Source organism: Bradyrhizobium sp. CCBAU 51627 (genome assembly GCF_028128765.1).
Classification (GTDB): Bacteria; Pseudomonadota; Alphaproteobacteria; order Rhizobiales; family Xanthobacteraceae; genus Bradyrhizobium.
Genome location: NZ_LBJG01000087.1, coordinates 60,188 through 81,910 on the forward strand (window position 1 = coordinate 60,188; position 21,723 = coordinate 81,910).

The 21,723-nt window shown below is 64.7% G+C and carries 26 protein-coding genes; 16 read left to right on the plus strand and 10 right to left on the minus strand.

The window, feature by feature from the left end; translation table 11 throughout:
* Positions 1 to 12: 12 nt before the first annotated feature.
* From XH88_RS31665 to ftsY, 3 genes are all read right to left on the minus strand, one after another.
* A complete protein-coding gene (locus XH88_RS31665) occupies positions 13 to 1,212 on the minus strand; it encodes a hypothetical protein (protein WP_271672145.1) in 1,200 nt (399 codons plus the stop codon).
* A gap of 201 nt (positions 1,213 to 1,413) precedes the next feature.
* A complete protein-coding gene (locus XH88_RS31670) occupies positions 1,414 to 2,016 on the minus strand; it encodes a septation protein A (protein WP_271672146.1) in 603 nt (200 codons plus the stop codon).
* A gap of 3 nt (positions 2,017 to 2,019) precedes the next feature.
* Positions 2,020 to 2,964 (minus strand): signal recognition particle-docking protein FtsY, encoded by a 945-nt coding sequence (gene ftsY, locus XH88_RS31675; protein ID WP_271672147.1) that lies wholly within the window; start codon positions 2,962 to 2,964, stop codon positions 2,020 to 2,022.
* A 60-nt stretch (positions 2,965 to 3,024) separates the two neighbouring features.
* On the opposite strand from ftsY, the gene XH88_RS31680 reads away from it, so the two are divergent.
* Both XH88_RS31680 and XH88_RS31685 read left to right on the plus strand, forming a co-directional pair.
* Positions 3,025 to 3,726: an RluA family pseudouridine synthase gene (locus XH88_RS31680; RefSeq protein WP_177248149.1), complete on the plus strand. Its 702-nt coding sequence runs from the start codon at positions 3,025 to 3,027 to the stop codon at positions 3,724 to 3,726.
* 147 nt (positions 3,727 to 3,873) lie between these two features.
* Positions 3,874 to 4,983 carry a DUF2336 domain-containing protein gene (locus XH88_RS31685; RefSeq protein WP_271672148.1) on the plus strand — a complete coding sequence of 370 codons (1,110 nt, stop codon included), beginning with the start codon at positions 3,874 to 3,876 and terminating at the stop codon, positions 4,981 to 4,983.
* Between the two features lie 132 nt (positions 4,984 to 5,115).
* Here XH88_RS31685 and mtaB read toward each other — a convergent pair whose 3' ends face one another.
* Entirely contained in the window at positions 5,116 to 6,369 is a 1,254-nt protein-coding gene (gene mtaB / locus XH88_RS31690; protein ID WP_271672149.1) for a tRNA (N(6)-L-threonylcarbamoyladenosine(37)-C(2))-methylthiotransferase MtaB, read from the minus strand.
* The gene (gene dapF / locus XH88_RS31695) at positions 6,369 to 7,244 is read right to left on the minus strand and encodes a diaminopimelate epimerase (RefSeq protein ID WP_271672150.1); all 876 of its coding nucleotides are present in this window, start codon (positions 7,242 to 7,244) and stop codon (positions 6,369 to 6,371) included. Before dapF ends, mtaB begins: the two co-directional genes overlap by 1 nt.
* A gap of 206 nt (positions 7,245 to 7,450) precedes the next feature.
* Here dapF and XH88_RS31700 point away from each other — a divergent pair, with 206 nt between their 5' ends.
* Entirely contained in the window at positions 7,451 to 8,188 is a 738-nt protein-coding gene (locus tag XH88_RS31700; protein ID WP_271672151.1) for a GyrI-like domain-containing protein, read from the plus strand.
* A gap of 5 nt (positions 8,189 to 8,193) precedes the next feature.
* Entirely contained in the window at positions 8,194 to 8,898 is a 705-nt protein-coding gene (locus XH88_RS31705; RefSeq protein ID WP_271672152.1) for an SIMPL domain-containing protein, read from the plus strand.
* Positions 8,899 to 9,057: 159 nt separating this feature from the next.
* Here XH88_RS31705 and XH88_RS31710 read toward each other — a convergent pair whose 3' ends face one another.
* Positions 9,058 to 10,044, minus strand: coding sequence for an MBL fold metallo-hydrolase (locus tag XH88_RS31710; RefSeq protein ID WP_271672153.1), 987 nt, complete (start codon positions 10,042 to 10,044; stop codon positions 9,058 to 9,060).
* A 447-nt stretch (positions 10,045 to 10,491) separates the two neighbouring features.
* On the opposite strand from XH88_RS31710, the gene ffh reads away from it, so the two are divergent.
* The 7 genes from ffh to XH88_RS31745 all read left to right on the plus strand — a co-directional run bounded on the left by ffh (position 10,492) and on the right by XH88_RS31745 (position 16,401).
* The gene (gene ffh, locus XH88_RS31715) at positions 10,492 to 12,039 is read left to right on the plus strand and encodes a signal recognition particle protein (protein ID WP_271672260.1); all 1,548 of its coding nucleotides are present in this window, start codon (positions 10,492 to 10,494) and stop codon (positions 12,037 to 12,039) included.
* An 85-nt stretch (positions 12,040 to 12,124) separates the two neighbouring features.
* Positions 12,125 to 12,457 carry a 30S ribosomal protein S16 gene (gene rpsP, locus XH88_RS31720; protein ID WP_211410662.1) on the plus strand — a complete coding sequence of 111 codons (333 nt, stop codon included), beginning with the start codon at positions 12,125 to 12,127 and terminating at the stop codon, positions 12,455 to 12,457.
* Positions 12,458 to 12,466: 9 nt separating this feature from the next.
* A complete protein-coding gene (gene rimM / locus XH88_RS31725) occupies positions 12,467 to 13,027 on the plus strand; it encodes a ribosome maturation factor RimM (protein WP_271672154.1) in 561 nt (186 codons plus the stop codon).
* A 108-nt stretch (positions 13,028 to 13,135) separates the two neighbouring features.
* Positions 13,136 to 13,885 carry a tRNA (guanosine(37)-N1)-methyltransferase TrmD gene (gene trmD, locus XH88_RS31730; RefSeq protein WP_271672261.1) on the plus strand — a complete coding sequence of 250 codons (750 nt, stop codon included), beginning with the start codon at positions 13,136 to 13,138 and terminating at the stop codon, positions 13,883 to 13,885.
* 110 nt (positions 13,886 to 13,995) lie between these two features.
* Positions 13,996 to 14,376, plus strand: coding sequence for a 50S ribosomal protein L19 (rplS, locus tag XH88_RS31735; RefSeq protein ID WP_271672155.1), 381 nt, complete (start codon positions 13,996 to 13,998; stop codon positions 14,374 to 14,376).
* A gap of 324 nt (positions 14,377 to 14,700) precedes the next feature.
* Positions 14,701 to 16,107 (plus strand): 3-isopropylmalate dehydratase large subunit, encoded by a 1,407-nt coding sequence (gene leuC, locus XH88_RS31740; RefSeq protein WP_271672156.1) that lies wholly within the window; start codon positions 14,701 to 14,703, stop codon positions 16,105 to 16,107.
* Between the two features lie 84 nt (positions 16,108 to 16,191).
* Positions 16,192 to 16,401, plus strand: a complete 210-nt coding sequence (locus XH88_RS31745) for a hypothetical protein (RefSeq protein ID WP_271672157.1) — start codon at positions 16,192 to 16,194, stop codon at positions 16,399 to 16,401.
* 48 nt (positions 16,402 to 16,449) lie between these two features.
* Here the strand turns inward: XH88_RS31745 and XH88_RS31750 are convergent, their stop codons facing one another.
* Positions 16,450 to 16,938, minus strand: coding sequence for a hypothetical protein (locus XH88_RS31750; protein ID WP_271672158.1), 489 nt, complete (start codon positions 16,936 to 16,938; stop codon positions 16,450 to 16,452).
* Between the two features lie 160 nt (positions 16,939 to 17,098).
* Here XH88_RS31750 and XH88_RS31755 point away from each other — a divergent pair, with 160 nt between their 5' ends.
* Positions 17,099 to 17,422, plus strand: coding sequence for a DUF1330 domain-containing protein (locus XH88_RS31755; protein WP_271672159.1), 324 nt, complete (start codon positions 17,099 to 17,101; stop codon positions 17,420 to 17,422).
* Here XH88_RS31755 and XH88_RS31760 read toward each other — a convergent pair.
* Positions 17,404 to 17,664, minus strand: a complete 261-nt coding sequence (locus tag XH88_RS31760; protein ID WP_271672160.1) for a hypothetical protein — start codon at positions 17,662 to 17,664, stop codon at positions 17,404 to 17,406. The genes XH88_RS31755 and XH88_RS31760 overlap by 19 nt on opposite strands.
* A 43-nt stretch (positions 17,665 to 17,707) precedes the next feature.
* Positions 17,708 to 17,989: a hypothetical protein gene (locus XH88_RS31765; protein ID WP_271672262.1), complete on the minus strand. Its 282-nt coding sequence runs from the start codon at positions 17,987 to 17,989 to the stop codon at positions 17,708 to 17,710.
* A 155-nt stretch (positions 17,990 to 18,144) separates the two neighbouring features.
* Here XH88_RS31765 and XH88_RS31770 point away from each other — a divergent pair, with 155 nt between their 5' ends.
* On the plus strand, positions 18,145 to 18,543 hold the full coding sequence (locus XH88_RS31770; protein WP_271672161.1) for a metallopeptidase family protein: 399 nt from the start codon (positions 18,145 to 18,147) through the stop codon (positions 18,541 to 18,543).
* Here the strand turns inward: XH88_RS31770 and XH88_RS31775 are convergent.
* A complete protein-coding gene (locus XH88_RS31775) occupies positions 18,531 to 19,349 on the minus strand; it encodes a helix-turn-helix transcriptional regulator (protein WP_271672162.1) in 819 nt (272 codons plus the stop codon). The genes XH88_RS31770 and XH88_RS31775 overlap by 13 nt on opposite strands.
* A 100-nt stretch (positions 19,350 to 19,449) precedes the next feature.
* Here XH88_RS31775 and XH88_RS31780 point away from each other — a divergent pair, with 100 nt between their 5' ends.
* The 3 genes from XH88_RS31780 (at position 19,450) to XH88_RS31790 (ending at position 21,594) form a co-directional block, all read left to right on the plus strand.
* Entirely contained in the window at positions 19,450 to 20,034 is a 585-nt protein-coding gene (locus tag XH88_RS31780; protein WP_271672163.1) for a pyridoxamine 5'-phosphate oxidase family protein, read from the plus strand.
* Between the two features lie 87 nt (positions 20,035 to 20,121).
* Entirely contained in the window at positions 20,122 to 20,727 is a 606-nt protein-coding gene (leuD, locus tag XH88_RS31785; protein ID WP_007604257.1) for a 3-isopropylmalate dehydratase small subunit, read from the plus strand.
* A gap of 81 nt (positions 20,728 to 20,808) precedes the next feature.
* Positions 20,809 to 21,594 (plus strand): hypothetical protein, encoded by a 786-nt coding sequence (locus XH88_RS31790; protein WP_271672164.1) that lies wholly within the window; start codon positions 20,809 to 20,811, stop codon positions 21,592 to 21,594.
* The last annotated feature ends 129 nt before the right edge of the window (positions 21,595 to 21,723 follow it).

The window sequence follows — 21,723 nt, forward strand, 5'->3', positions numbered from 1 at the left end:
CGCGCACCGAGCTCACGAAACGTTGTCGCGACGATCGGTCGTGTCCGTGGTGCCCGCGAGCAAGCCGGCCACGACATCCCAGCCCTTCTCGAACATGTGTCCGACCTTGTGACCGAAGGAGTGGTCCGGGCGCAACCGCGGCGATTCCAGAATGTGCGTCAGGTGCCGGTGATCGCCCGGAATGGTGTTGATCTCCGCGGCGACGGCGGCCTGGACGGCCGTCATCAGCTCATCCAGGTGCTGGCCCCAGTCGGACCCTTTGAGCTCGATCCAAGTTCTCAGCGCCTCCTCGATCCGGTAGATCTCGCTGACGATCTGCTTCGCCCGCACGGGGCGGTTGTTCCTGAGCGCAAAGAGCAGGAGGTTGTGCTTCTCCTCGATCTGATCGAGCACCATCGAAACCGCAATCGCAAAGGGGGATGCCGCGATCCGCGCCGCAGCCCGGTCGGCCACTGGGCCGGTCGCGACGGCCAGCAGCTCCCAAGGTGTTTCCAGGCGCTTCGCAACGATCGTGAGCGCGAACGGCACGGCATCGGCGCGCTTGGCCTTGAGCGCGCTCAAAAGGCCGAGGAGCTTGTCAAGGCTGGCGCCCTCGAGCCGGGCAATCTTCGGGGCGAGCCCACGGCCAAAATCCTCGAGCTCCCGCTGCATGTCGAGATAGCGCAGCATCTTCTTCAAATCGTCGAACGTCGCATGCGAGCTGGTATAGGCCATCAGGCCGTCGCGAATGGAGGCGATGCCCTCGGCTGAACCGAGCAGGCCCTTGAGCGAGATCAGGACCTTCTTCTGGAACGCTCGGGCCGTCTGCCGCGCCTCGGCCTGCTTGTCGGCGGAGATGACGTTGTTCGCATCGGCGATGTAGTCGGCGGCCATGCTACGCAGCAATTGCTCCGTCACGAGGCTCCAGATCGGTGCGAGCGATCCACGGGCGATCTGGCCGCTATTGGCCCGCTCCGGCGCCCTGTCCACCAGAACCGGCTCGAGCGGCTCGAAGAAGTAACGCGAGGGATTTCCGACGCGATAATGATTCTGGCCGGTGTTGCGGAACTCGGCCCGCAGCGCCGCGATCAGGGGCTCGGAATGTGGAATGTCCTCGCCGAGGAGATGCAGCCGCTCCAGTTCGGCAAGCAGGCGGCGGCGGACCTGCGGGGCGAGCTGCCGGAGGTACTGAATCAGGTGTTCAGCAGTCTGGTCCTGTTTTGTGTTCACCACCGGGCCCTCCGGCGTGCCACCATCTCTTCGCGGGAAAGGCTACCGCCTTCGGTCCTTCAGGCAAGGTAAAGCGCTGATTGCGGTTACAGAGCAATGAAGAGGCCGATCGCATCCGCCGCCCGACCCGACCGTGGGCGCGCGAAGTGCACGGCAGCGTGAATAGCCTGGCCGGCGTTGGCAGGCGGGACCAGGAACCGGGAGTCAGCCTTTGCTGATATCCCCGGCCTCGGCCTCGCTGGTCTCCAGCGAGACCGGCTCGACCCCGTAGCGCTTGGTCAGCGGCATCTGGGCGACGGCGAAGATCATGGTCAGCGGGGTGACCCCAAAGACCTTGAAGTTCACCCAGAAGTCCGTGCTCTGGGTGCGCCAGACCACCTCGTTCAACACCGCCATGCCGGCGAAGAACAGCGCCCAGCGCAGGGTGAGGATGCGCCAGCCCTGCGGGGTCAGGTTGAACATCTGGTCGAACATCACGGCGATGAAGGAGCGGCCGAACAACAAGCCGCCGCCGAGGATCGCGGCGAACAGACCGTAGATGATGGTCGGCTTGACCTTGATGAAGGTCTCGTCGTGCAGCACCAGGGTGAGCGTGCCGAACACCAGCACGATCACGCCTGTCACGATCGCCATGATCGGGATGTGGCGCGTCACCACATAGGAGGCGATCATCGCCGCCACGATTGCCACCATGAAGGCGCCGGTCGCGGCGAACAGGTTGAACTTCGCATTGACGAAAAAGAACACGAGCAGCGGACCGAGCTCGGTCGCAAGCTTGAACAGCGGATGCGGCTGGGTCTTGTCCATTCTCTAGCTTTCGATTCCGGCGATCGCCCGGGCAAAATCGCGTGCCGTGAAGGCTGCGAGATCGTCGACGCCTTCGCCGACGCCGATGAAATGCACGGGCAGCTTGAATTTTTCCGCGAGCGCCACCAGGATGCCGCCGCGCGCGGTGCCGTCGAGCTTGGTCATCACGAGGCCAGTCACCCCCGCGGTGCGATGGAAGGCCTCGACCTGGGACAATGCGTTCTGGCCGACAGTGGCGTCGAGCACGAGCAGCACCGCATGCGGCGCCGAAGCGTCCACCTTTCGGATGACGCGCACGACCTTCTCGAGCTCGTTCATCAGCTCGGCCTTGTTCTGCAAGCGGCCGGCGGTGTCGATCAGCAGCACGTCGATCGCCTGCTCTTTCGCAGCCGTCAGCGCGTTGAACGCAAGGCTCGCCGAGTCCGAGCCCTGCGCGCCCGCAATGACAGGCGTCCTGGTGCGTTCGCCCCAGACCTTCAGCTGCTCGATGGCTGCTGCGCGAAACGTATCGCCGGCGGCCAGCATCACCTTGCGGCCTTCGGAGGCGAATTTTTGCGAGAGCTTGCCGATGGTCGTGGTCTTGCCCGAGCCGTTGACGCCGACCACGAGGATCACGAACGGCTTCTTGGCCGTATCGATCACGAGGGGCTTGGCCACCGGCGCCAGCACCTTCTCAACCTCGGTCGCGACCACGTCCTTGACCTCGTCGGCCGAGATCGCCTTGTCGTACCGCCCGGTGCCGACGGCATCGGCGATCCGCACGGCGACAGATGTGCCGAGGTCGGCGCGCAGCAGCACGTCCTCGATGTCGTCGAGCATGGCGCGGTCGAGCTTGCGCTTGGTCACGAGGTCCGCGACCGCGGTCCCGAGGGAGGACGAGGTCCGCTTCAGCCCGTTGGACAGGCGGCGCCACCAGCTCAGCTTGGGGGTGTCAGTGGTATCGTTCATGGCGGGGGTGTGTTAGCCGTTCCGGCTCCCAAACGAAAGTCTTGACCGAAAGTCCTGCGATTGCTCGATGTTCCCGAATTGACCGCTGACGAGATCCTGGGCCGCGTGCTCCATCGCGACGGCTTGATGCTGGTCATCAACAAGCCGGCCGGCCTTCCGGTGCATCGCGGCCCCAAGGGCGGGCCCAATCTGGAAGACTCCTTCGACGCGCTCCGGTTCGGCCTGCCGCGGCCGCCGGTGCTGGCCCACCGGCTGGACAAGGACACCTCCGGCTGCCTCGTGCTCGGCCGCCATCGCAAGGCCACCGCCTCGCTCGGCCTCCTGTTCAAGCACGGCAAGATCGGCAAGACCTATTGGACCGTGGTCGAAGGCGGGCCGGCGGAGGATGAAGGCACCATCGACATGCCGCTCGGCCGGCTCAACGCCGAGCGTGGCTGGTGGCAGAAGCCGGACCCCGAGGGGCAGAAGGCCATCACCAACTGGAAAGTGATGGGCCGGGGCGAGGGTTTTACCTGGCTCGCCATGGAACCGGTGACCGGCCGGACCCATCAATTGCGGGTGCATTCGTCGGCGACCGGCTGGCCGATCTTTGGTGATAACATCTACGGCAATGGCCCCCGCTTCGGCGAGCCGAAGCTGCATCTGCATTCCCGCGAGATCGTGGTGCCGATCTCCCGGAACAAGGAGCCGATCCGGGTCGTTGCGCCGGCCCCGCCCCACATGCACGAAAAGCTCCGCGCCTGCGGCTGGAACGGCGAATAGCGGCAGCTCTCGTTCACCTCTCGCGTGACGACAATGGCGCCTGCGCGTCACCCAGAAGGCATGGTTTACGAAACGTTCAGTGCTCGTCGCTAATGCTAGCGGTTGCTTAGAACAAGCCTCCCATCCGCTCAGGACGAGCAACGCGTCATGTCCACGGCCGAGCTATCGATCATCGACGAGGTCGAATCCGCGATCCGGGCCGGCTCGCCGGAAAAGGGCATGGAGACCGCGCGGCGCGTCACCGACCTGTTTCTCTCCTCCGCCGGAAGCTTCAACGACGAACAGATTGCCCTGTTCGACGACGTGCTCGAGCGCCTGATCGGCACCATCGAGCTGCGCGCCATTGCCGATGTGGCAGCGCGCGTCGCACTCGCCGAAATCAGCACCCAGCTCGCGCCGATCGCACAGGCGCCGCCGTCAGTGATCCGCCGTCTCGCCAACAACGACGAGATCCGCATCGCCGGTCCCGTACTGCAGGAATCCGCGCGCCTCGACGACGGCGAGCTGGTGAAGATCGCCTCCAGCAAAAGCGAGCCGCATCTGCTTGCGGTCGCCGGCCGCTGGTGGCTGAAGGAGATCGTCACCGACGCATTGCTGGCGCGCCGCTATCCGAGCGTCAGCCGGCGCCTCGCCGTCAATCCCGGGGCGCGCGTCTCGGGCAAGGGCTTTGCCATCATTGTCGGCCAGGCCGAGTCCGATCCGGAGCTCGCCGTCAGCGTCGGCGTCCGCGTCGATCTGCCGCCGAACCTGCGCCGGCAACTGCTGCGCTCGGCGACAGACGCGGTTCGCACGCGATTGCTGTCACGCGCGCCGCCGCATTTGTTCGAGGAAATCCAGGGCGCGATTGCCGCGGCCACCGTCGGCGTCGAGCGTGAAATGTCGGGCGTGCGCGACTTCGAGGGCGCCAAGCGGGCGATTGCAAGTCTCAAGGCGACGGGCCAGCTCAACGAGGCGACGCTGCTCGGCTTTGCCAGGCAACGGCGCTACGAGGAAACCGTCGCGGCATTGGCCGCGCTGTCCGGATCGACCGTCGAGGTGATTCGTCCACTGATGCAAAGCCTGCGCGAAGACGGCCTGTTGGTGCCGTGCAAGGCGGCGCAGCTCAGCTGGGAAACGACGGTTGCCGTGCTCGAAAGCCGTTTTGCGACAGGTGCGATGAAGCCGGCGGATCTTGCGAGAGCGCAGAGCAATTTTGCGCGCATGACGGCCGAGAACGCACGACGCACGCTGCGCTTCTGGCAGGTGCGGGCGTCGTAAGGTTCGCTATTCCACAAACCAACGGTGTCATCACCCGCGAAAGCGGGTGATCCAGTATTCCAGAGACGTTAGTGAGATACGGAGAAGCCGCGGCGTACTGGGTCGCCCGGTCGAGCCGGGCGACGACACTGTCTATGTGGTGAGCCGCTCGCCGTCATTGCCGGCGATCGTCCGCGATACAACACTCCCCACCTGCTCGCGCGCAATCGCCACCGGCAAGTAATGCTCTGTCCGCCCCTGCCCTTCGCGCTCGATCAGCACATTGCGCGTCGCACCGATCTCGGCGGCTAGCCGCTGCCGCAACGCCACTTCGCCAGCCGCTCGCAGCCGTCGCGCACGGTCCTTGATCGCACCGCCCGAAACCTGCGGCATCTTCGCCGCCGGCGTGCCGGGCCGCGGGGAATACGGAAAGACGTGCAGGAACGTCAGGCCGCACGCCTCGACGAGATCGAGCGAGCGCGAGAACATCTCCTCCGTCTCGGTCGGGAAGCCCGCAATGATGTCGGCGCCGAACACGATGTCGGGGCGCAGACGTCGCACCTCATCGCAGAACGCGATCGCGTCGCTCCGCGAATGCCGCCGCTTCATGCGCTTCAGGATCATGTCGTCACCCGATTGCAGTGACAGATGCAGGTGGGGCATCAGTCGCGCATCGCCGGCGATAGCGTCCAGCAGATCGCTATCTGCCTCGATCGAATCGATTGAGGAGATCCGCAGCCGCTTCAGCTCCGGCACATGCCGCAGGATCTGCTTCGTCAGCATGCCGAGTTTGGGCGCGCCCGGCAGGTCAGTGCCGTAGCTGGTGAGATCGACGCCGGTCAGCACGATCTCGGCATGACCGCGTTCGGCCAGAGTGCGAACCTGCTCGACCACGACGCCCATCGGCACCGAGCGCGAATTGCCACGGCCGAACGGGATGATACAGAAGGTGCAGCGATGATCGCAGCCGTTCTGCACCTGCACGAATACGCGCGGCAGACCGCTCGCATAGCCGTCGATGAGATGCGGCGCCATCTCCTTCACGGCCATGATGTCGCTGACGGCGATCTTCTCGCCGGCGCCGAGATCGAAGGCGTCGCGTGCGGCGCGCCACGTATCCCCGCGCATCTTGTCGTCATTGCCGACGACGCGATCGACCTCGATCATGTCGGCGAACATCGCGCTTTGCGTTTGCGCGGCGCAGCCGGTGACGACGATGCGCGCCGAGGGGCGTTCGCGCTTCAATTTGCGGATCGACTGCCGCGCCTGCGCCACCGCCTCGTTGGTGACGGCGCAGCTATTGATGACGATGGTATCGGAAAGCCCCGCGTCCTCCGCTTTGCTGCGGATCACTTCGGCCTCGAAAGCGTTGAGGCGGCAGCCGAAGGTGACGATGTCGACGGCCATTATCCGACCGGCGCGAACAGCGCCGGATCGAACTTGCCTTCATATTCGAAGGTCGCGGTGCCCGTCATCAACACGTGGCCGTCGCGCTCGCGCCATTCGATGCCGAGCTTGCCGCCGGGCAGCGTCATCTCGACCTTGCGCTCGGTGCGCTTCAGCCGCGCGGCCGCAACTGCCGTCGCGCAGGCCGCAGAACCGCAGGCCTTGGTCAGCCCGGAGCCGCGCTCCCAGGTGCGCATGGTGATGTGCTCACGGTCGACGATATGGGCGAGCGTGATATTGGCGCGCTGCGGGAAGACCGGATGATTTTCCAGGAGCGGACCAAAGCGCTGGAGATCATAGGCATTGACGTCATCGACCCAGAAGATCGCATGCGGATTGCCCATGCTGACCACCGACGGCGAGTGCAGGATCGGATTGTCGATCGGCCCGATCTGCAATTCGATGTAGCGGGTGTCGCGAAACTCTTCCGCCAGCGGAATGTCCTGCCAGCCGAACTTGGGCGCGCCCATATCGACGGTGTAGAGATCGGGCGCCGGACCCTGCCAAGCATTGAGCAGGCCGGCGGCGGTCTCGAACGTCGCGGTGGCCTGTCCGGTCTTTTCGAAGATGCGGCGCACGACGCAGCGCATCCCGTTGCCGCAGGCGCCGGCTTCCGAGCCGTCATTGTTGTAGATACTGATGAAGGCTTCAGTGCCGTCGAGCCGCGGCTTCTGCAGCACCATGAGCTGGTCATAGGGCACGCCGCCTTGCGCTGAGGCCACAGCGCGGGCGTCATCCGGCGTGATCTTCCCTGCGGAATCGCGCATGTCGACAACGACGATCTCGTTGCCGATGCCGTTCATCTTGGCAAATGCGTGGTTGGCCAGCGCGCTCATGAAAATTCCCGAATTTCGCCCGTCTTATATGGCGATCCTTGCCGGCTTGGCCAGTGATTTGCGCCCCGCGGGGCCGGGGCGCCTGCCATGACGCATCTGTCATGGGACGAATTTGGCGCTCGCGTGTTAGAACGGCGCGGGTTCGCGCGAAGGGGGATGCGCGACCGGATGTGGGCCTTGGTCGTTAAGGCCTTGGGGAGAATAGAATGATTGGGTTTCGTCGTCTTGCTCTGGCCGCGCTGATCCCGGCGGCGGCCTTGTCGCTTGGCCTGTCCGCCACTCTGGCGCAGACGCCGAGCCCGGCGCCATCGGCCTCGGCGAGCCCCTCGCCGGCCCCCTCGGCCGCGCCCTCCCCGGCCACAAGCACCTCGCCTGCGCCCGCGGCAACTCCCTCGCCGGCACCGTCACCCGCGGCCAGCGCCTCGCCGAGCCCGGCGGCACCACCGCCTGCCGCAGCCGCCACCCCCGCGCCGGTGCAGACCGCAGATCCCTTCGGTCAGGAGATCACGCTCGAGGCCAAGAAGGTCGTGATGGTCAAGGGCACCGCCAATTGGGACTCGGCCTTCGATACGCTGGTCGACGCCTTCAAGGCGCTGAACACGCTGCTCGACAAGCAGGGCATCAAGCCATCAGGCAATCCGATGATCGTCTACACGTCGACCGACGACACCGGTTTCACCTTCTTTGCCGAGATCCCGGTCGAGCAGGACCCGAAGAACCTGCCCAAGGACATGAGCATCGGCAAATCGCCTGAAGGCAAGGCGCTGAAGTTCGTCCATCGCGGTTCCTACGACAACATGGACAACACCTATGAGGCGATCACCAATCACCTCGACGACAAGAAGCTGGAAGCCAAGGACACGTTCATCGAGGAGTATCTCACCGATCCCCTCAAGACGGCCGAGGACAAGCTCGTGATCAATGTATTCGTGCCGTTGAAGTGAGACCGATGAAAAAGCCTGACGTCTTCGCCGCCATTTTCGCCGCCACGCTGCTGGCACCGCCCGCGCTCGCCGATGATTTCCCGTCGGCCATCTCCGTGAGCGGCGAAGCGACCATCTCGGCCGCCCCCGATCTTGCGCAGATCGATGCCGGTGTCGCCAATGACGCCAAATCGGCAAAGGAAGCCTCCGATGCCAACAACGCCGCGATGGGCAAGGTACTGCTGGCGCTGAAAGGCGCCGGCATCCCCGAGAAGGACTACCAGACCTCGCGCCTGTCGCTGCAGCCGCAATATGCGCCGAACCGCTCGAGCGGCGCCTCGCCCGTGGTCGGCTTCCGCGCCTCCAACCGCGTCACGGTCAAGATTCGCGACGTGACCAAGGTGGCCGGCATCATCGACACGCTGGTCGGTGCCGGGGCGAACGACATCGGCAACATCTCGTTTGAAGTAACGCAGGCCTCAAAGCTGCTCGACGGCGCGCGCGAGCAGGCGGTGGCCGATGCTCGCCGCAAGGCCGAGATCTACGCCAAAGCCACTGGCGTTACGCTCGGCGCGCCACTCAGCGTCGCCGAAGGCGGCGCTCCGATGCCGCTGTTCAAGGCGCGAATGACCGCAGCCCCGATGGCTGCGCCCGCGGCTGTCGCACCGGGTGAGGAGACACTGTCGGTGACGGTGAATGTGAGCTGGGCGATCAAGCCCAAGGAACAATAAGTCTCGTGTCCCGGACGCGCTGCAGCGTGAACGCTGCTGCGCAGAGCCGGGACGCAGCAAGGAATACGCATTACGGGGAAACATGGGCCCGGCTCTGCAGCGCACTGTCGAAAAGACGCTGCGCTGCGTCCGGGGCACGAGCGGTATGTGCGGAGAGAGCTAAATCTCAACCACCTGCCCCGGCTTCATCGCGACGAACCGCGCGTGCGGAATTTTCGCCGCATCGAGTGCTTCCACCAGCGCTTTCGCCGGCGCGTCGATCGCCTCATCCGTCAGCTGAAACGTGCCGTGATGATGGCCCAGCGCCTGCTCTGCGCCGCAATCGGCGAGCGCCTTCACCGCATCCTCCGGATTCATGTGCTGGTCGCGCATGAACCAGCGCGGCTCGTAAGCGCCGATCGGCAGGATTGCCAGACGCAGAGCTCCATGCCGCTCGGCGACACGACGGAAATGCCTGCCGTCGCCATAGCCGGAATCGCAGACGACGTAGATCTTCCCCGCCGGCGTCTCCAGCACGAAGCTCGCCCACAGCGCCTTGTTGCGGTCGAACAGGCTGCGCGCCGTCCAGTGCCGCGTCGGCACCAGATGCACGGCAATGCCGCCGCCGAGTTCGACGCGCTCGTGCCAGTCGAACGCCTCCGCCTTGATGGTGGAGTCGGCGCTGCGCATCGTCACGTCGTTGCCGAGCGGGGTGACCACGCGCGGGGCGAAATTCTTGGCGAGCCGCGACAGTGTCGCCATGTCCAGATGGTCGTAATGTCCGTGCGACACCAGCACGGCGTCGATATTGGGCAGCTTTTCGAAGGCGATGCCGGGATCGTTGTGCCGCTTCGGTCCGGCCCAGGCCACCGGCGAGACTCGCATCGACCAGACGGGATCGACCAGGATGTTGAGGCCGCCGGCCTGGATCAGCCAGCTGGCATGGCCGATGAAGGAGAGCCGCACCCTGTCGCCGTCGACCCGCCCCGGCGGAATGTCGGCGTGAGGGCTCGGGGCCCATGCCGGCCATTTCGCGCGCTCCCGCGCGCTGAATTGCCAGCGCAGCACCTCGCGCAGCGATTTTGGCGGCGCGCCGTCCGGATCGAAGAAATGAAGGCCGTTGAAATGGTCGGAGGCGGGGCCGTCATAGGTTTTCATGCGGGACATCAAGGCTGGTGACGGAGGTAAGACATCACCGGCTATATGGGCGGGACGGCCGAAAAAGGAACCCATCACCGGAAACCTCCTGTTTTGAAGGCCTTACCCTGACAAAGGCGTTCCCGACGCCCTAACCTTCCTTGACTTTTGGGCGGGAGCGGCGTTTAACCCCGCCACTTTTCTCGGAAAGGCCTTCTTTTCGACCCGCCGCCTGGCCCTGGAGGCCAGAGGTCAACGCCCGACAGCGCTGTGCGCCCTCGGGCGCAAAGGTGTTTGGAAGATTGCTTCTCGAGGGGAAGTGGTCATCGCCCGACTTGATCGGGCGATCCAGTATCCCGGAGGCGGCTCGGCTAGGACCGAGGCGCCGCGGCGTACTGGATGCCCCGGTCAAGCCGGGGCATGACAGCGGAGAATAACGGCGCGCCCCTCTCCGGGGACAGCAACAGGACAACGGCATTGTTCGACAATCTGTCGGAACGGCTTGGTGGCATTCTCGATCGTCTGACAGGGCGCGGTGCGCTGACCGAAAAGGACGTCGATGCCGCGATGCGCGAGGTGCGCCGCGCGCTGCTCGAGGCCGACGTTGCGCTCGAGGTCGTGCGCAGCTTCACCGAACGCGTCCGCGAGCAGGCGATCGGCGCCACCGTCGTCAAGTCGGTGACACCAGGCCAGATGGTGGTCAAGATCGTCCATGACGAGCTGATCAACACGCTCGGCGCGGAAGGCCAGACCATCGACGTCAATTCGGTGCCGCCGGTGCCGATCATGATGGTCGGCCTGCAGGGCTCGGGTAAGACCACCACCACCGCAAAGCTCGCCCGGCGCCTGGTCCAGCGCGACAAGCGCAAGGTGCTGATGGCTTCGCTCGACGTCTATCGCCCGGCGGCGATGGAGCAGCTGGCCGTGCTCGGCCGCAACCTGGACATTCCGACGCTGCCGATCGTGGCGGGACAGCAGCCGCCGCAGATTGCCAAGCGCGCGCTCGAAGCCGGCAAGCTCGGCGGCTACGACATCGTGCTGCTCGACACCGCCGGCCGGACCACGCTCGACGAAGAGATGATGGCGGAGGCAGCCGCGATCAAAGCCGCAGCGAATCCGCACGAAGTGCTGCTGGTCGCCGATAGCCTCACCGGCCAGGACGCGGTGAACCTCGCGCGTTCGTTCGATCAGCGCGTCGGCCTCACCGGCATCGTGCTGACCCGCGTCGACGGCGACGGCCGCGGCGGCGCCGCGTTGTCCATGCGCGCGGTCACCGGCAAGCCGATCAAGCTGATCGGCACCGGTGAAAAGACCGACGCGCTGGAAGATTTCCATCCTGACCGTATCGCCGGCCGCATCCTCGGCATGGGCGACGTGGTGTCGCTCGTCGAACGCGCTGCCGCCAATATCGACGCTGAAAAGGCCGCGCGCACCGCCGAGCGCATGCGCAAGGGTCAGTTCGATCTCAACGACATGCGCGAGCAGCTGTTGCAGATGGCGAACATGGGCGGCATCAGCGGCCTGATGGGCATGATGCCCGGCATCTCCAAGATGAAGAACCAGATCGCGGCCGCCGGCATCGACGACAAGATCCTGAAGCGCCAGGTCGCGATCATCGATTCCATGACGCGCGACGAGCGCCGTCATCCCGATCTGCTCAAGGCCAGCCGCAAGAAGCGCATCGCGGCCGGAAGCGGACAGAGCGTCGAGCACGTCAACAAGCTTCTGAAGATGCACCGGAACATGGCCGACGTGATGAAGGCCATGGGCTCGGGCAAGCGCGGCCCGCTCGCCGGCATCGCGCAGGCGATGGGCTTTGGTGGCGGCATGAAGATGCCGTCTCCGGAGGAGATGAAAGCACTGCAGGAGAAGATGCAGGGCGGCGGCGGACAGGGTCTGCCCAGCCTGCCGAAGGATTTGCCGCCCGGTCTTCGCACCGGCCTGCCGAACCTGCCCGGACTGACCGGACTGAGCGGCAAGCCGACGCTGCCCGGCCTCGGCGGTTTCCCGGGCAAGAAGAAATGAGGAATTCGTCGCGAGGGATCGCATCGGTCTCGCGCAACGCGGAATACCAATCAACCGAACAAAACGTACTTTGAAGGAGAACTGAATGTCCGTCGTTATCCGCCTCGCCCGCGCAGGCACCAAGAAGCGTCCCGTCTATCACGTCGTCGTCGCCGATTCGCGCTTCCCGCGCGATGGCCGCTTCATCGAGCGTCTCGGCTATTTCAACCCGCTGCTGCCGAAGGACAACGAGACCCGCCTGAAGCTCGACATGGACAAGGTGAAGGCCTGGCTCGCCAAGGGCGCGCAGCCGTCGGACCGCGTGATGCGCTTCCTCGATGCCGCCGGCGTCAAGAAGCGCGAAGCACGCAACAACCCCGAGAAGGCCGTGCCGCGCAAGGAGCGCAAGGCGCAGGCCGAAGCCGCTGCGAAGGGCTAAGGCTCGTCCATGTCGGCGCTGATCTGCGTCGCGCGGATCGGCGCCGCGCATGGTGTGCGCGGCGCGGTCAAATTGTGGACCTTCACCGAAGATCCCTTTGCCGTGAAGCGCTACGGACCGCTCCTCTCGAAGGACGGCAAGCGCCAGTTCGAGCTGGCGCAGGTCCGCGAAGCCAAAGACCATCTGGTCGCGACCTTCAAGGGCATCGCCACCCGCGATGAGGCCGAGCGCCTCAACGGCATCGAACTCTATGTCGCGCGCGACAAACTGCCCGCGACCGATGAGGACGAATATTACCACGCCGATCTGATCGGGCTGACCGCCGTCACCACCGACGGCGATGCGCTCGGCCGCGTGCTCGCGATCCATAATTTCGGCGCCGGCGATATCATCGAGATCGCGCCAATCAAGGGCGCGACGATGCTGCTGCCGTTCTCGAACGCGGTGGTGCCGGAGGTCGACCTCAAAGGGGGCCGCGTGGTGATCGCGCTGCCGCAGGAGATCGAAGGCGACCGGGACGAGGACGATGCTCCCTCCGCGAGTCGTCCCGGCGAAGGCCGGGACCCATAACCACGAAACATGGTTTTTGGCTAAGCTGGCAGCTCCAGCCATCGCAGGACTGAGTGCGGTGGCGGTGGGTCCCGGCCTTCGCCGGGATAACGAGACCTTTTGGATACGATGACAAATCCCTGGCGCGCGACGGTGCTGACGCTGTTTCCGGAGATGTTTCCGGGACCGCTCGGCGTGAGCCTGGCCGGCCGCGCGCTGGCCTCGGGCCTGTGGCAGATCGAGGCGCGGGATATCAGGGCCTCCGCGACCGACCGCCATCGCAGCGTCGATGATACCCCGGCCGGGGGCGGACCGGGCATGGTGCTGCGGGCCGACGTGTTGGCGGCGGCGATCGATGCCGCGGAGATCGGCCCGGAGCGACCGCGCCTCCTGATGAGCCCCAGGGGTCGGCCATTGACCCAGGCCCGCGTCGTCGAGCTGGCCCAGGGCCCCGGCCCCCTGATCGTGTGCGGACGGTTCGAGGGGATCGACCAGCGGGTGATCGATGGCCGCGGCCTGGAGGAGGTCTCGATCGGCGATTACGTGCTGTCGGGGGGCGAAATCGCCGCGATGGCCCTGATCGACGCCTGCGTCCGCCTGCTGCCGGGCGTGATGGGCAAGGAAGCCTCGGGAACCGAGGAAAGTTTCTCGGACGGCCTGCTCGAATATCCTCAATACACCCGGCCCCAGCTGTTCGAAGAGGTTCCGATCCCCGAGATCCTGACCTCCGGGGACCACGCCAAAGTTGCGGCCTGGCGGCGGGCCCAATCGGAGGCCCTGACGGCGGCGCGGCGGCCCGATTTATGGGCCCAAATCCCGCCCAAGGCCCCGAATCGGCCCGGGCGCCAAAAAACGCCAAAAAACAAGACAGACGGGTGACAAACGCTCCGGCTTGCCTTATAGGAGCGCCCACATCCGCAATGGCTGGATAAACGAATTTAGCGCAGCCCCCGTTTGAAAAGGCTGGGCGCGCCGATGGAGATTTACCCATGAACCTGATCAAGCAGCTCGAGCAAGAGCAATTCGACAAGCTGTCCGTCGGCAAGGACATTCCCGAATTCGGTCCCGGCGACACCGTAATCGTCAACGTGAAGGTCGTCGAAGGCGACCGCACCCGCGTGCAGGCCTATGAAGGCGTTTGCATCGGCCGTTCCGGCGGTGGCCTCAACGAGAGCTTCACCGTCCGCAAAATTTCCTACGGCGAGGGCGTCGAGCGCGTGTTCCCGGTGATGTCGCCGATGATCGACTCGATCAAGGTCGTGCGTCGCGGCAAGGTGCGTCGCGCCAAGCTCTATTACCTCCGCAATCTTCGCGGCAAGTCGGCCCGCATCGTCGAGAAGCAGGACCGCCAGACCGCGGTCGGCGAGTAAGCTCCGCCACCAGGCAGGATTCGAAAAGCGCGGGGCTCGGCTTCGCGCTTTTTTGTTGCGTCAGCCGTGCGCGTCAAACCACTCGCGCTTCCAAATCGGCCTGCTATATATTCCTGGAATGTTTCCAGATCTGACCAGCTTCGTAAGCCCCCAGCGCATCGTCATTGACGATCGCTCGCGGTTGCCTGGCCGGTTCTTCGGACGCTTCGCGACCTCGGCAACGTCAGAGCTTACGCGCGCAGCCTAAAAGCTGCGCTGACGATTTTGTTGCCCGCGCGCCAGTCGCGCTCATCTGCTTCACACATTCCTTCGGAGCTTAAGCTCATGTCCAAGCCGACCACCCTGTACGACAAGATCTGGAACGACCATCTGGTGCACGAAGCCGCGGACGGCACCTGCCTGCTCTATATCGACCGCCATCTGGTGCACGAAGTGACCTCGCCGCAGGCGTTCGAAGGCCTGCGCGCGACGGGGCGCAAGGTCCATGCGCCCGAGAAGACGCTGGCGGTCGTCGACCACAACGTGCCGACCACCGACCGTACCAAGCCGAATCCCGATCCTGAAAGCATCGAGCAGATCAAGGCGCTGGCCGAGAACGCCAAGGAATTCGGCATCGAATATTACAACGAGTTCGATAAGCGCCAGGGTATCGTCCACGTCATCGGCCCCGAGCAGGGCTTTACCCTGCCCGGCACCACCATTGTCTGCGGTGACAGCCACACCTCGACGCATGGCGCGTTCGGCGCGCTCGCGCACGGCATCGGCACCTCTGAGGTCGAGCACGTTCTGGCGACGCAGACGCTGATCCAGAAGAAGGCGAAGAACATGCGCGTCACCGTCGACGGCAAATTGCCCGACGGCGTGACCGGCAAGGACATCATCCTGGCCATCATCGGCGAGATCGGCACCGCGGGTGGTACCGGCTACGTGCTGGAATACGCCGGCGAGGCGATCCGCGCGCTCTCGATGGAAGGCCGCATGACGGTCTGCAACATGTCGATCGAAGGCGGCGCTCGCGCCGGCCTCGTCGCGCCCGACCAGAAGGCCTACGACTTCCTGCGTGACCGTCCGAAGTCGCCGAAGGGCGCGGCCTGGGACGCGGCGATGCGCTACTGGGAGAAGCTGCGCTCCGACGAAGGCGCGCATTTCGACCACGAACTGCGCCTCGATGCGGCCAAGCTGCCGCCGATCGTGACCTGGGGCACTTCGCCTGAGGACGTCATCTCGGTGACCGGAATCGTGCCGGATCCCGACAAGATCGCGGATGAGGCCAAGCGCATCTCCAAGCACCGCGCGCTGAAATATATGGGCCTGACGGCGGGCACGAAGATCACCGACATCAAGCTCGACCGCGTCTTCATCGGCTCCTGCACCAACGGCCGTATCGAGGATCTGCGCGCGGCAGCGAAGATTGCCGAGGGCAAGACCGTTTCAGCGAACGTCAACGCCATGGTCGTGCCTGGCTCCGGCATCGTGAAGGAGCAGGCCGAGGCTGAGGGTCTGGACAAGATCTTCATCAAGGCCGGCTTCGAATGGCGCGAGCCCGGTTGCTCGATGTGCCTCGCCATGAACCCGGACAAGCTGAAGCCGGAAGAGCGCTGCGCTTCGACCTCGAACCGTAACTTCGAGGGCCGCCAGGGCTTCAAGGGCCGCACGCATCTGGTGTCGCCGGCGATGGCCGCCGCGGCGGCGATCGCGGGTCACTTCGTCGACGTCAGGGATTGGCGTTAAGCGACTCCCCACATTTGTAGCTGATGCGGCAAGCCGCCGTTAATCGCCTGCACCGACACTGCGTCCTCGCGAGGACGCAGCGTCATGCCCAACAAGCCTGAATATGTCGACCTGATCAGCGAGGCGACCCGTCAGCACCGGCGGCGCGCAACGCCGCTGCGCATCGTCGCCAAGCCCGAGATCGAGGAGACTTCGAAGCTGAGCCGCTGGCCGCCGGCGATGTTCAAGAAATGGAAGATCGAGACGCTGATGCGGTGGAAGCCATCGTCGTGGAATGTGAGGGGCCGACTTTGAGCCACGCACAAAGGGCGCCATGAAGCGCCCTTTTCATTTCGACGGCACTTACCAATAGCGGTACGGGTAGTGCCAGCGGTGCCAGCGGCAGATGCGGCGCGGGCCGTAATAGGTCCAGATGATCCGGCAGCGGCGCGGATAGTGATAGTAGTAGGGATAGTAGCCGCCGCCGTAATAATAGCGCCGGTGGAAGTGGCGATAGCCGTAATACGGGCGATAATAGCCACCGCCCCAGGGACGATGATAGCCGCCATATGCGCCGAAGTGGTGGAAGCCGCCATGGCGATAGCCGCCACCGTGGAAACCACCGAAGTGGCCTCCGCCACCGTGGAAGCCGCCGAAATGTCCGCCGCCGCCATGGCGGACCTGGATCATCATATCATCGCTTGCAGCCTTCGCCGCCGGGAGCGCGGTCGGATTGATCGGCGTCATCGCTTCAGCGCGGCGCGCGGTCCCTGATGACAACATCAGAACAGCAACAGCGGCAAGCCCGAGCAGGCGCAGCGAGCTTGTCCAGGGACGCATGATCCTCAGCATGGAATGTCTCCCTGAATCTGGGCAGTGTCATTGCGGCGCAGTCGTCCCGCCGTCGCTGTTCATTTGCAGTCGCTCCCGAGATTAAACTAGAGGCGGTGACGTGAACGCGCCATGAATGGACGACGCTCCGCGCAAGTCCACGACTAGAGGAATTTGAGAGATGACCATCTATGCGATTGCGCAGTTGAAGATGACGGACCGCGCAGCCTACGACCGCTATCAGGCGCGATTCTTCGACGTGTTCAGGAAGTTCAACGGACGACTGCTGGCCGCTGACGAGCATCCGCGCGTGCTCGAAGGCGCATGGCGGCATGACAAGCTCGTCATGATGTCGTTTCCCGACGAGGCCGCGTTCCTCGCCTTCTCGAACTCACCCGACTACCAGGACATCTCGCGTGATCGCAAAGCGGGTGCGCAAGCGACCGTCCTGCTCGTGAATGGATTTACGCCGGCGGCCGAGCCGGGTCACCAGAACGGCCCGTAGCCGAACACAAACGGCGCGGGCACGCGGTAGGGATAGGGGCGGTAATAGACGGGCCGCGCGTAATAGTGCGGATCGGGACGCGGCGTGTACCGCGCGACGTCGTAGCGCAGATGCCGCCGCCCATCGAACACCGCGCGCCCGGCCGACGCATCCGGCAGCTTCGTCACGCGCTGCGTCGCGGACGCATGGGACAGGCCGGTCGCAAGTCCGACGACTGCGGCGAGTGCGATCCATCTCGTCATGCCGACCTCCGCCTGCAACATCGCCGCGCTGGCCGAGCGCGTATCAGCCGCGGCGCCAGTAGCAGCTCATATGCGGCGTGATCACGGTGCCGCTGGGCCTGTGTTCCTGCACATAGGCCACGTTGCATTCGCGAACCGCGTCAGGCCCCGGATTGTAGCGCGGATAGACGCCATCAGGGCTGTAATACGGCGTGACACGCAAGCGGGTCTGGGGCCGCCTGCGGGGCGGCGGGACGTCGTCGGGTGAGACTGCCTGGGCGATACGGACTTCGGTGCCGGCTGTCTGGGCCTGCGCGCTTACGCCAACTTGCGAAAACAACCCCATGCACAGTAGAGCCACCGCTGTTTTTGCTCGCATTTTATCGCCCACCTGAACCATCCCATTCGAGGCCCCACGCTCCCCGTTTTGCCGGCGCCCGTCAACCTCACGCGCTTATAAAGCCGGATGCATCGCCGCGAAACCCGCGCTAAGACAAGCCGATGTGGACGGACCTGAAAGCGCCCTCGCTGGCCGAGATGGAAGTGACGGCGCACGACATTTTCGAGCGCCTGCCGGCGAAGTTTCGAAAGCTCTGCGAAGGCCTGATCATCCGCGTCGACGACTTCCCGACCGAGGAGGTTCTCGACGAGATGGAGTGCGAGAGCGAGTTCGACCTGCTCGGCCTGTTCCAGGGCGTCGGCCTGCCCCAGCAGAGTCTTGGCGACGTCGCGCGGCTGCCCAACATGGTCTGGCTCTACCGCCGGCCCATCCTGGATTACTGGGCCGAGCACGACGAAAGCCTCGGCCACATCGTCCGCCACGTCCTCATTCACGAGATCGGCCATCATTTCGGCCTCTCCGACGACGATATGGCTGATATCGAGGCTCAGGCGGAGTAGGGCGCGGACTTGTCAGGGCGCGGTGCAGGGAGAAGCATCGTCAGTCGATAGTCGGGCCAGCCCGCGAGCGACAGCGACACCTGCTGATAGTTCAGCAGTCCCATGGCGGGATGATTGAACGCGCGTTCGCCGCCTTCGCGTGCCAGCACCCCCTGCGTCTCCCAGCAGCGCGCGAAGTCGGGGCTTGCGATTCTCAGCTCGTCGACGAGCCGGCGAATATCCGGATCGTCGGAATAGGCCGTCGCCGCGGCGCGGAATTCCGCGACGACGCGATGTGCACGGGACGTCCAGTCAAGGATGAGCGTCTTGGCCTCAGGCCTGAGAAAGATGTAGCGCAGGAGGTTCGTCTCGCCGCCGGCATCAAGCCATCCTGCAAACAGAAGGGACGCTTTCGCATTCCAGCGGCGCGCGGTCCATGTGCGATCGAGGATGTAGGCGGGACCGTCGATCGCATCGACGCAGGCCAGCACGGCCTCGGGTGGGTCATCCACGCTGCCCGGTCGCTCGGGATCGCGCTTGCCGGCAACTTCGAACAGGTAGCTGCGCTCGGCCCGTGACAGCCGCAATCCGCGTGCGAGGCGCGCCAGCGTCGAGGCCGAGACGGAGACATCGCGACCCTGCTCGATCCAGGTGTACCAGGTGGCGCTCAATCCGCAGAGCTGTGCGACCTCCTCGCGCCGGAGGCCGGGCGTGCGCCGTCGTGGCCCGGCGGCGAGGCCGAATTCTGCGGGAGATTGCCGCTCCCGGAGTGCCCGCAGGAATGCGCTGAGCGAGAGAGCCGGGGCGATCGGGTCTTGTGCCTTCATGGTGGTATTTATACCAGGATAACATGTGCTCTTAAACCGGTATCAAGGCCATGCTAGTTCCCAGATCTCGACTTCGTCGCTGCGTAAAGGACGCACGGATATGGGCAAGCAATTTACGAGGATCGAACCAGAGCACAGGGCGTTCATCGAGCGGCAGAAGATCTTCTTCGTCGCCAGCGCCCCGCCGAAAGGACGCGTCAACGTGTCCCCCAAAGGCCTGTCCTGCTTCCGGGTGCTCGGAGACACTGACGTCGCCTATCTCGATTGCACGGGCAGCGGCAGCGAGACCCGCGCGCACCTGATCGCCTCGGATGACAAGCGGCTGACCATCATGTTTTGCGCTTTCGACGGCCCTCCGATGATCCTGCGGCTCTATGGCCAGGGTCGATCGCTGATGCGCGGCACGCCTGAGTACGCCGATCTCGCTCCTGAGTTCGAGGAGATGGACGGGGCGCGCCAGATCATCCGGCTCTCGGTCGAGCTTGTGCAGACATCGTGCGGTATGGGCGTGCCCCTGTTCGACTACAAGCAAGAGCGCGGCAGCCTCATCCGCTACTGGACGGGACAGGGCATCAACAATTTGCGAAAATACTGGGCCCTGAAGAACGTGAAGAGCATCGACGGCCTGCCGACCGGCTTTGTCCCCGACAGCATGGCTCCGCAGGGGCTGACAGATCAGGTCTGACAGACCAAGATTGCCGAATCCGGCCTAGGATTTGTATTCCAACCGGGCTAAACAGCCCTCCCCTGACTGCAAACCGGGAAGCCCAAGATGGACAAGTTCACCACGCTGGAAGGCGTCGCGGCGCCGCTGAAGATCATCAATGTCGACACCGACATGATCATTCCGAAGCAGTACCTCAAGACCATCAAGCGCACCGGCCTTGGCAAGGGGCTGTTCTCCGAGCAGCGCTACAAGGACGACGGCAGCGAGAACCCGGATTTCGTCCTCAACCAGCCCGCCTATCGCAACGCGAAGGTGCTGGTCGCCGGCGACAATTTCGGCTGCGGCTCGAGCCGCGAGCACGCGCCCTGGGCGCTGCTCGACTTCGGCATCCGCTGCGTGATCTCGACCTCGTTCGGCGACATCTTCTACAACAACTGCTTCAAGAACGGCATTCTGCCGATCCGCGTTGCCCAAGAAGACCTCGACAAGCTGTTCGACGACGCCGAGCGCGGCGCCAACGCGACGCTGACGATCGACCTGCCGAACCAGGAGATCCGCGGCCCCGACGGCGGCAAGGTCAAGTTCGAGATCGACCCGTTCCGCAAGCACTGCCTGATCAACGGCCTCGACGACATCGGTCTCACCATGGAGAAGAAGGCCTCGATCGATACCTATGAAGAGAAGCTCAAGCGCGAGCGCGCCTGGGCCTGAGCTCAAAGTTTCATTTGAAGCCCCGGTGCGACCAGCGCCGGGGCTTTTTCTTTGCCGCCGATATCCCGTATAGCTGCGCCCATGCTGCCCGAGATCGTCACCTTCTGGCATGGCCCGATGGACGCGCTGCGCCAGACCTGTCTGCGCTCACAGCTCGCGGCCGGCCACAAGGTCACAGTCTACAGCTTTGACACCATTCCGGGTCTTCCCGCAGGCGTCGGCAACGCCGATGCCGAGGCGATCCTGCCGCACGCCTTCTCCGAACGCTTGCGGCCGCCGCAGCCCGATGGAAGCTGGCGCGACTGGACCACGCTGCAATTCAGCGACTTCTTTCGCATGAAGTTGATGGCGAAGAATCTTGGCCTCTGGCTCGACGCCGATGTGCTGCTGCTGAAACCGGTCGAAATTGACCCGGCAAAGCCTTACTTTGCCTGGGAGCGGCCGCGCCAGCTCGGCAACTCCGTGATCTATTTGCCGCCCGAGCACGGCATCGTCACGGCCTTCGAAGAGCTGGTGGAGCAGGAGGAGCTGACGCCGAACTGGCTGTCACTGCGCCATCGCATCACCTTTGCGATGCGTCGCCTGCGCGGCGGCTCGAACCGTCTCTCCGATATCCGCGTCGCGATCTACGGGCCGGCCGCGCTGACCGCGCTGGCGCGCCGCACCGGCGCATTGCACAACGCGCTGCCGAAGCAATCGTTCTACGCCGTGCACGCCGAGCCAAAGCTGTTCTTCGATCCCTCCAGCTATCTCGGCCTCGTCACCAACCCTGACATCATCGGCCTGCACATCTCGCCAAAAGGCCGTGGCGGCGAAAAGCCGATCCCGGGCAGCCTGTATGCGTGGGCGACGGAGCGGTTTGGCTGAGCGTCCACCCTCTGCCGCCCGCGAAGACGGCGATTGTCGCGACAGCGTCGCATAGCGTCCGGGACACGCGCCCAATTTGATCCAGCGCAACGCCCTCCTGCACCATTGTGCCTAGCCTTGCCGACGTCG

What these genes read in the sequence shown, in the direction of transcription:
- XH88_RS31670 (WP_271672146.1), bottom strand. Translation starts at nt 2,016, where the DNA reads ATGGACAAGACCCAGCCGCATCCGCTGTTCAAGCTTGCGACCGAGCTC.
- ftsY (WP_271672147.1), bottom strand. Translation starts at nt 2,964, where the DNA reads ATGAACGATACCACTGACACCCCCAAGCTGAGCTGGTGGCGCCGCCTG.
- XH88_RS31685 (WP_271672148.1), top strand. Translation starts at nt 3,874, where the DNA reads ATGTCCACGGCCGAGCTATCGATCATCGACGAGGTCGAATCCGCGATC.
- mtaB (WP_271672149.1), bottom strand. Translation starts at nt 6,369, where the DNA reads ATGGCCGTCGACATCGTCACCTTCGGCTGCCGCCTCAACGCTTTCGAG.
- dapF (WP_271672150.1), bottom strand. Translation starts at nt 7,244, where the DNA reads ATGAGCGCGCTGGCCAACCACGCATTTGCCAAGATGAACGGCATCGGC.
- XH88_RS31700 (WP_271672151.1), top strand. Translation starts at nt 7,451, where the DNA reads ATGATTGGGTTTCGTCGTCTTGCTCTGGCCGCGCTGATCCCGGCGGCG.
- XH88_RS31705 (WP_271672152.1), top strand. Translation starts at nt 8,194, where the DNA reads ATGAAAAAGCCTGACGTCTTCGCCGCCATTTTCGCCGCCACGCTGCTG.
- XH88_RS31710 (WP_271672153.1), bottom strand. Translation starts at nt 10,044, where the DNA reads ATGTCCCGCATGAAAACCTATGACGGCCCCGCCTCCGACCATTTCAAC.
- rpsP (WP_211410662.1), top strand. Translation starts at nt 12,125, where the DNA reads ATGTCCGTCGTTATCCGCCTCGCCCGCGCAGGCACCAAGAAGCGTCCC.
- rimM (WP_271672154.1), top strand. Translation starts at nt 12,467, where the DNA reads ATGTCGGCGCTGATCTGCGTCGCGCGGATCGGCGCCGCGCATGGTGTG.
- trmD (WP_271672261.1), top strand. Translation starts at nt 13,136, where the DNA reads ATGACAAATCCCTGGCGCGCGACGGTGCTGACGCTGTTTCCGGAGATG.
- rplS (WP_271672155.1), top strand. Translation starts at nt 13,996, where the DNA reads ATGAACCTGATCAAGCAGCTCGAGCAAGAGCAATTCGACAAGCTGTCC.
- leuC (WP_271672156.1), top strand. Translation starts at nt 14,701, where the DNA reads ATGTCCAAGCCGACCACCCTGTACGACAAGATCTGGAACGACCATCTG.
- XH88_RS31745 (WP_271672157.1), top strand. Translation starts at nt 16,192, where the DNA reads ATGCCCAACAAGCCTGAATATGTCGACCTGATCAGCGAGGCGACCCGT.
- XH88_RS31750 (WP_271672158.1), bottom strand. Translation starts at nt 16,938, where the DNA reads ATGCTGAGGATCATGCGTCCCTGGACAAGCTCGCTGCGCCTGCTCGGG.
- XH88_RS31755 (WP_271672159.1), top strand. Translation starts at nt 17,099, where the DNA reads ATGACCATCTATGCGATTGCGCAGTTGAAGATGACGGACCGCGCAGCC.
- XH88_RS31760 (WP_271672160.1), bottom strand. Translation starts at nt 17,664, where the DNA reads ATGACGAGATGGATCGCACTCGCCGCAGTCGTCGGACTTGCGACCGGC.
- XH88_RS31765 (WP_271672262.1), bottom strand. Translation starts at nt 17,989, where the DNA reads ATGGGGTTGTTTTCGCAAGTTGGCGTAAGCGCGCAGGCCCAGACAGCC.
- XH88_RS31770 (WP_271672161.1), top strand. Translation starts at nt 18,145, where the DNA reads ATGTGGACGGACCTGAAAGCGCCCTCGCTGGCCGAGATGGAAGTGACG.
- XH88_RS31775 (WP_271672162.1), bottom strand. Translation starts at nt 19,349, where the DNA reads ATGAAGGCACAAGACCCGATCGCCCCGGCTCTCTCGCTCAGCGCATTC.
- XH88_RS31780 (WP_271672163.1), top strand. Translation starts at nt 19,450, where the DNA reads ATGGGCAAGCAATTTACGAGGATCGAACCAGAGCACAGGGCGTTCATC.
- leuD (WP_007604257.1), top strand. Translation starts at nt 20,122, where the DNA reads ATGGACAAGTTCACCACGCTGGAAGGCGTCGCGGCGCCGCTGAAGATC.
- XH88_RS31790 (WP_271672164.1), top strand. Translation starts at nt 20,809, where the DNA reads ATGCTGCCCGAGATCGTCACCTTCTGGCATGGCCCGATGGACGCGCTG.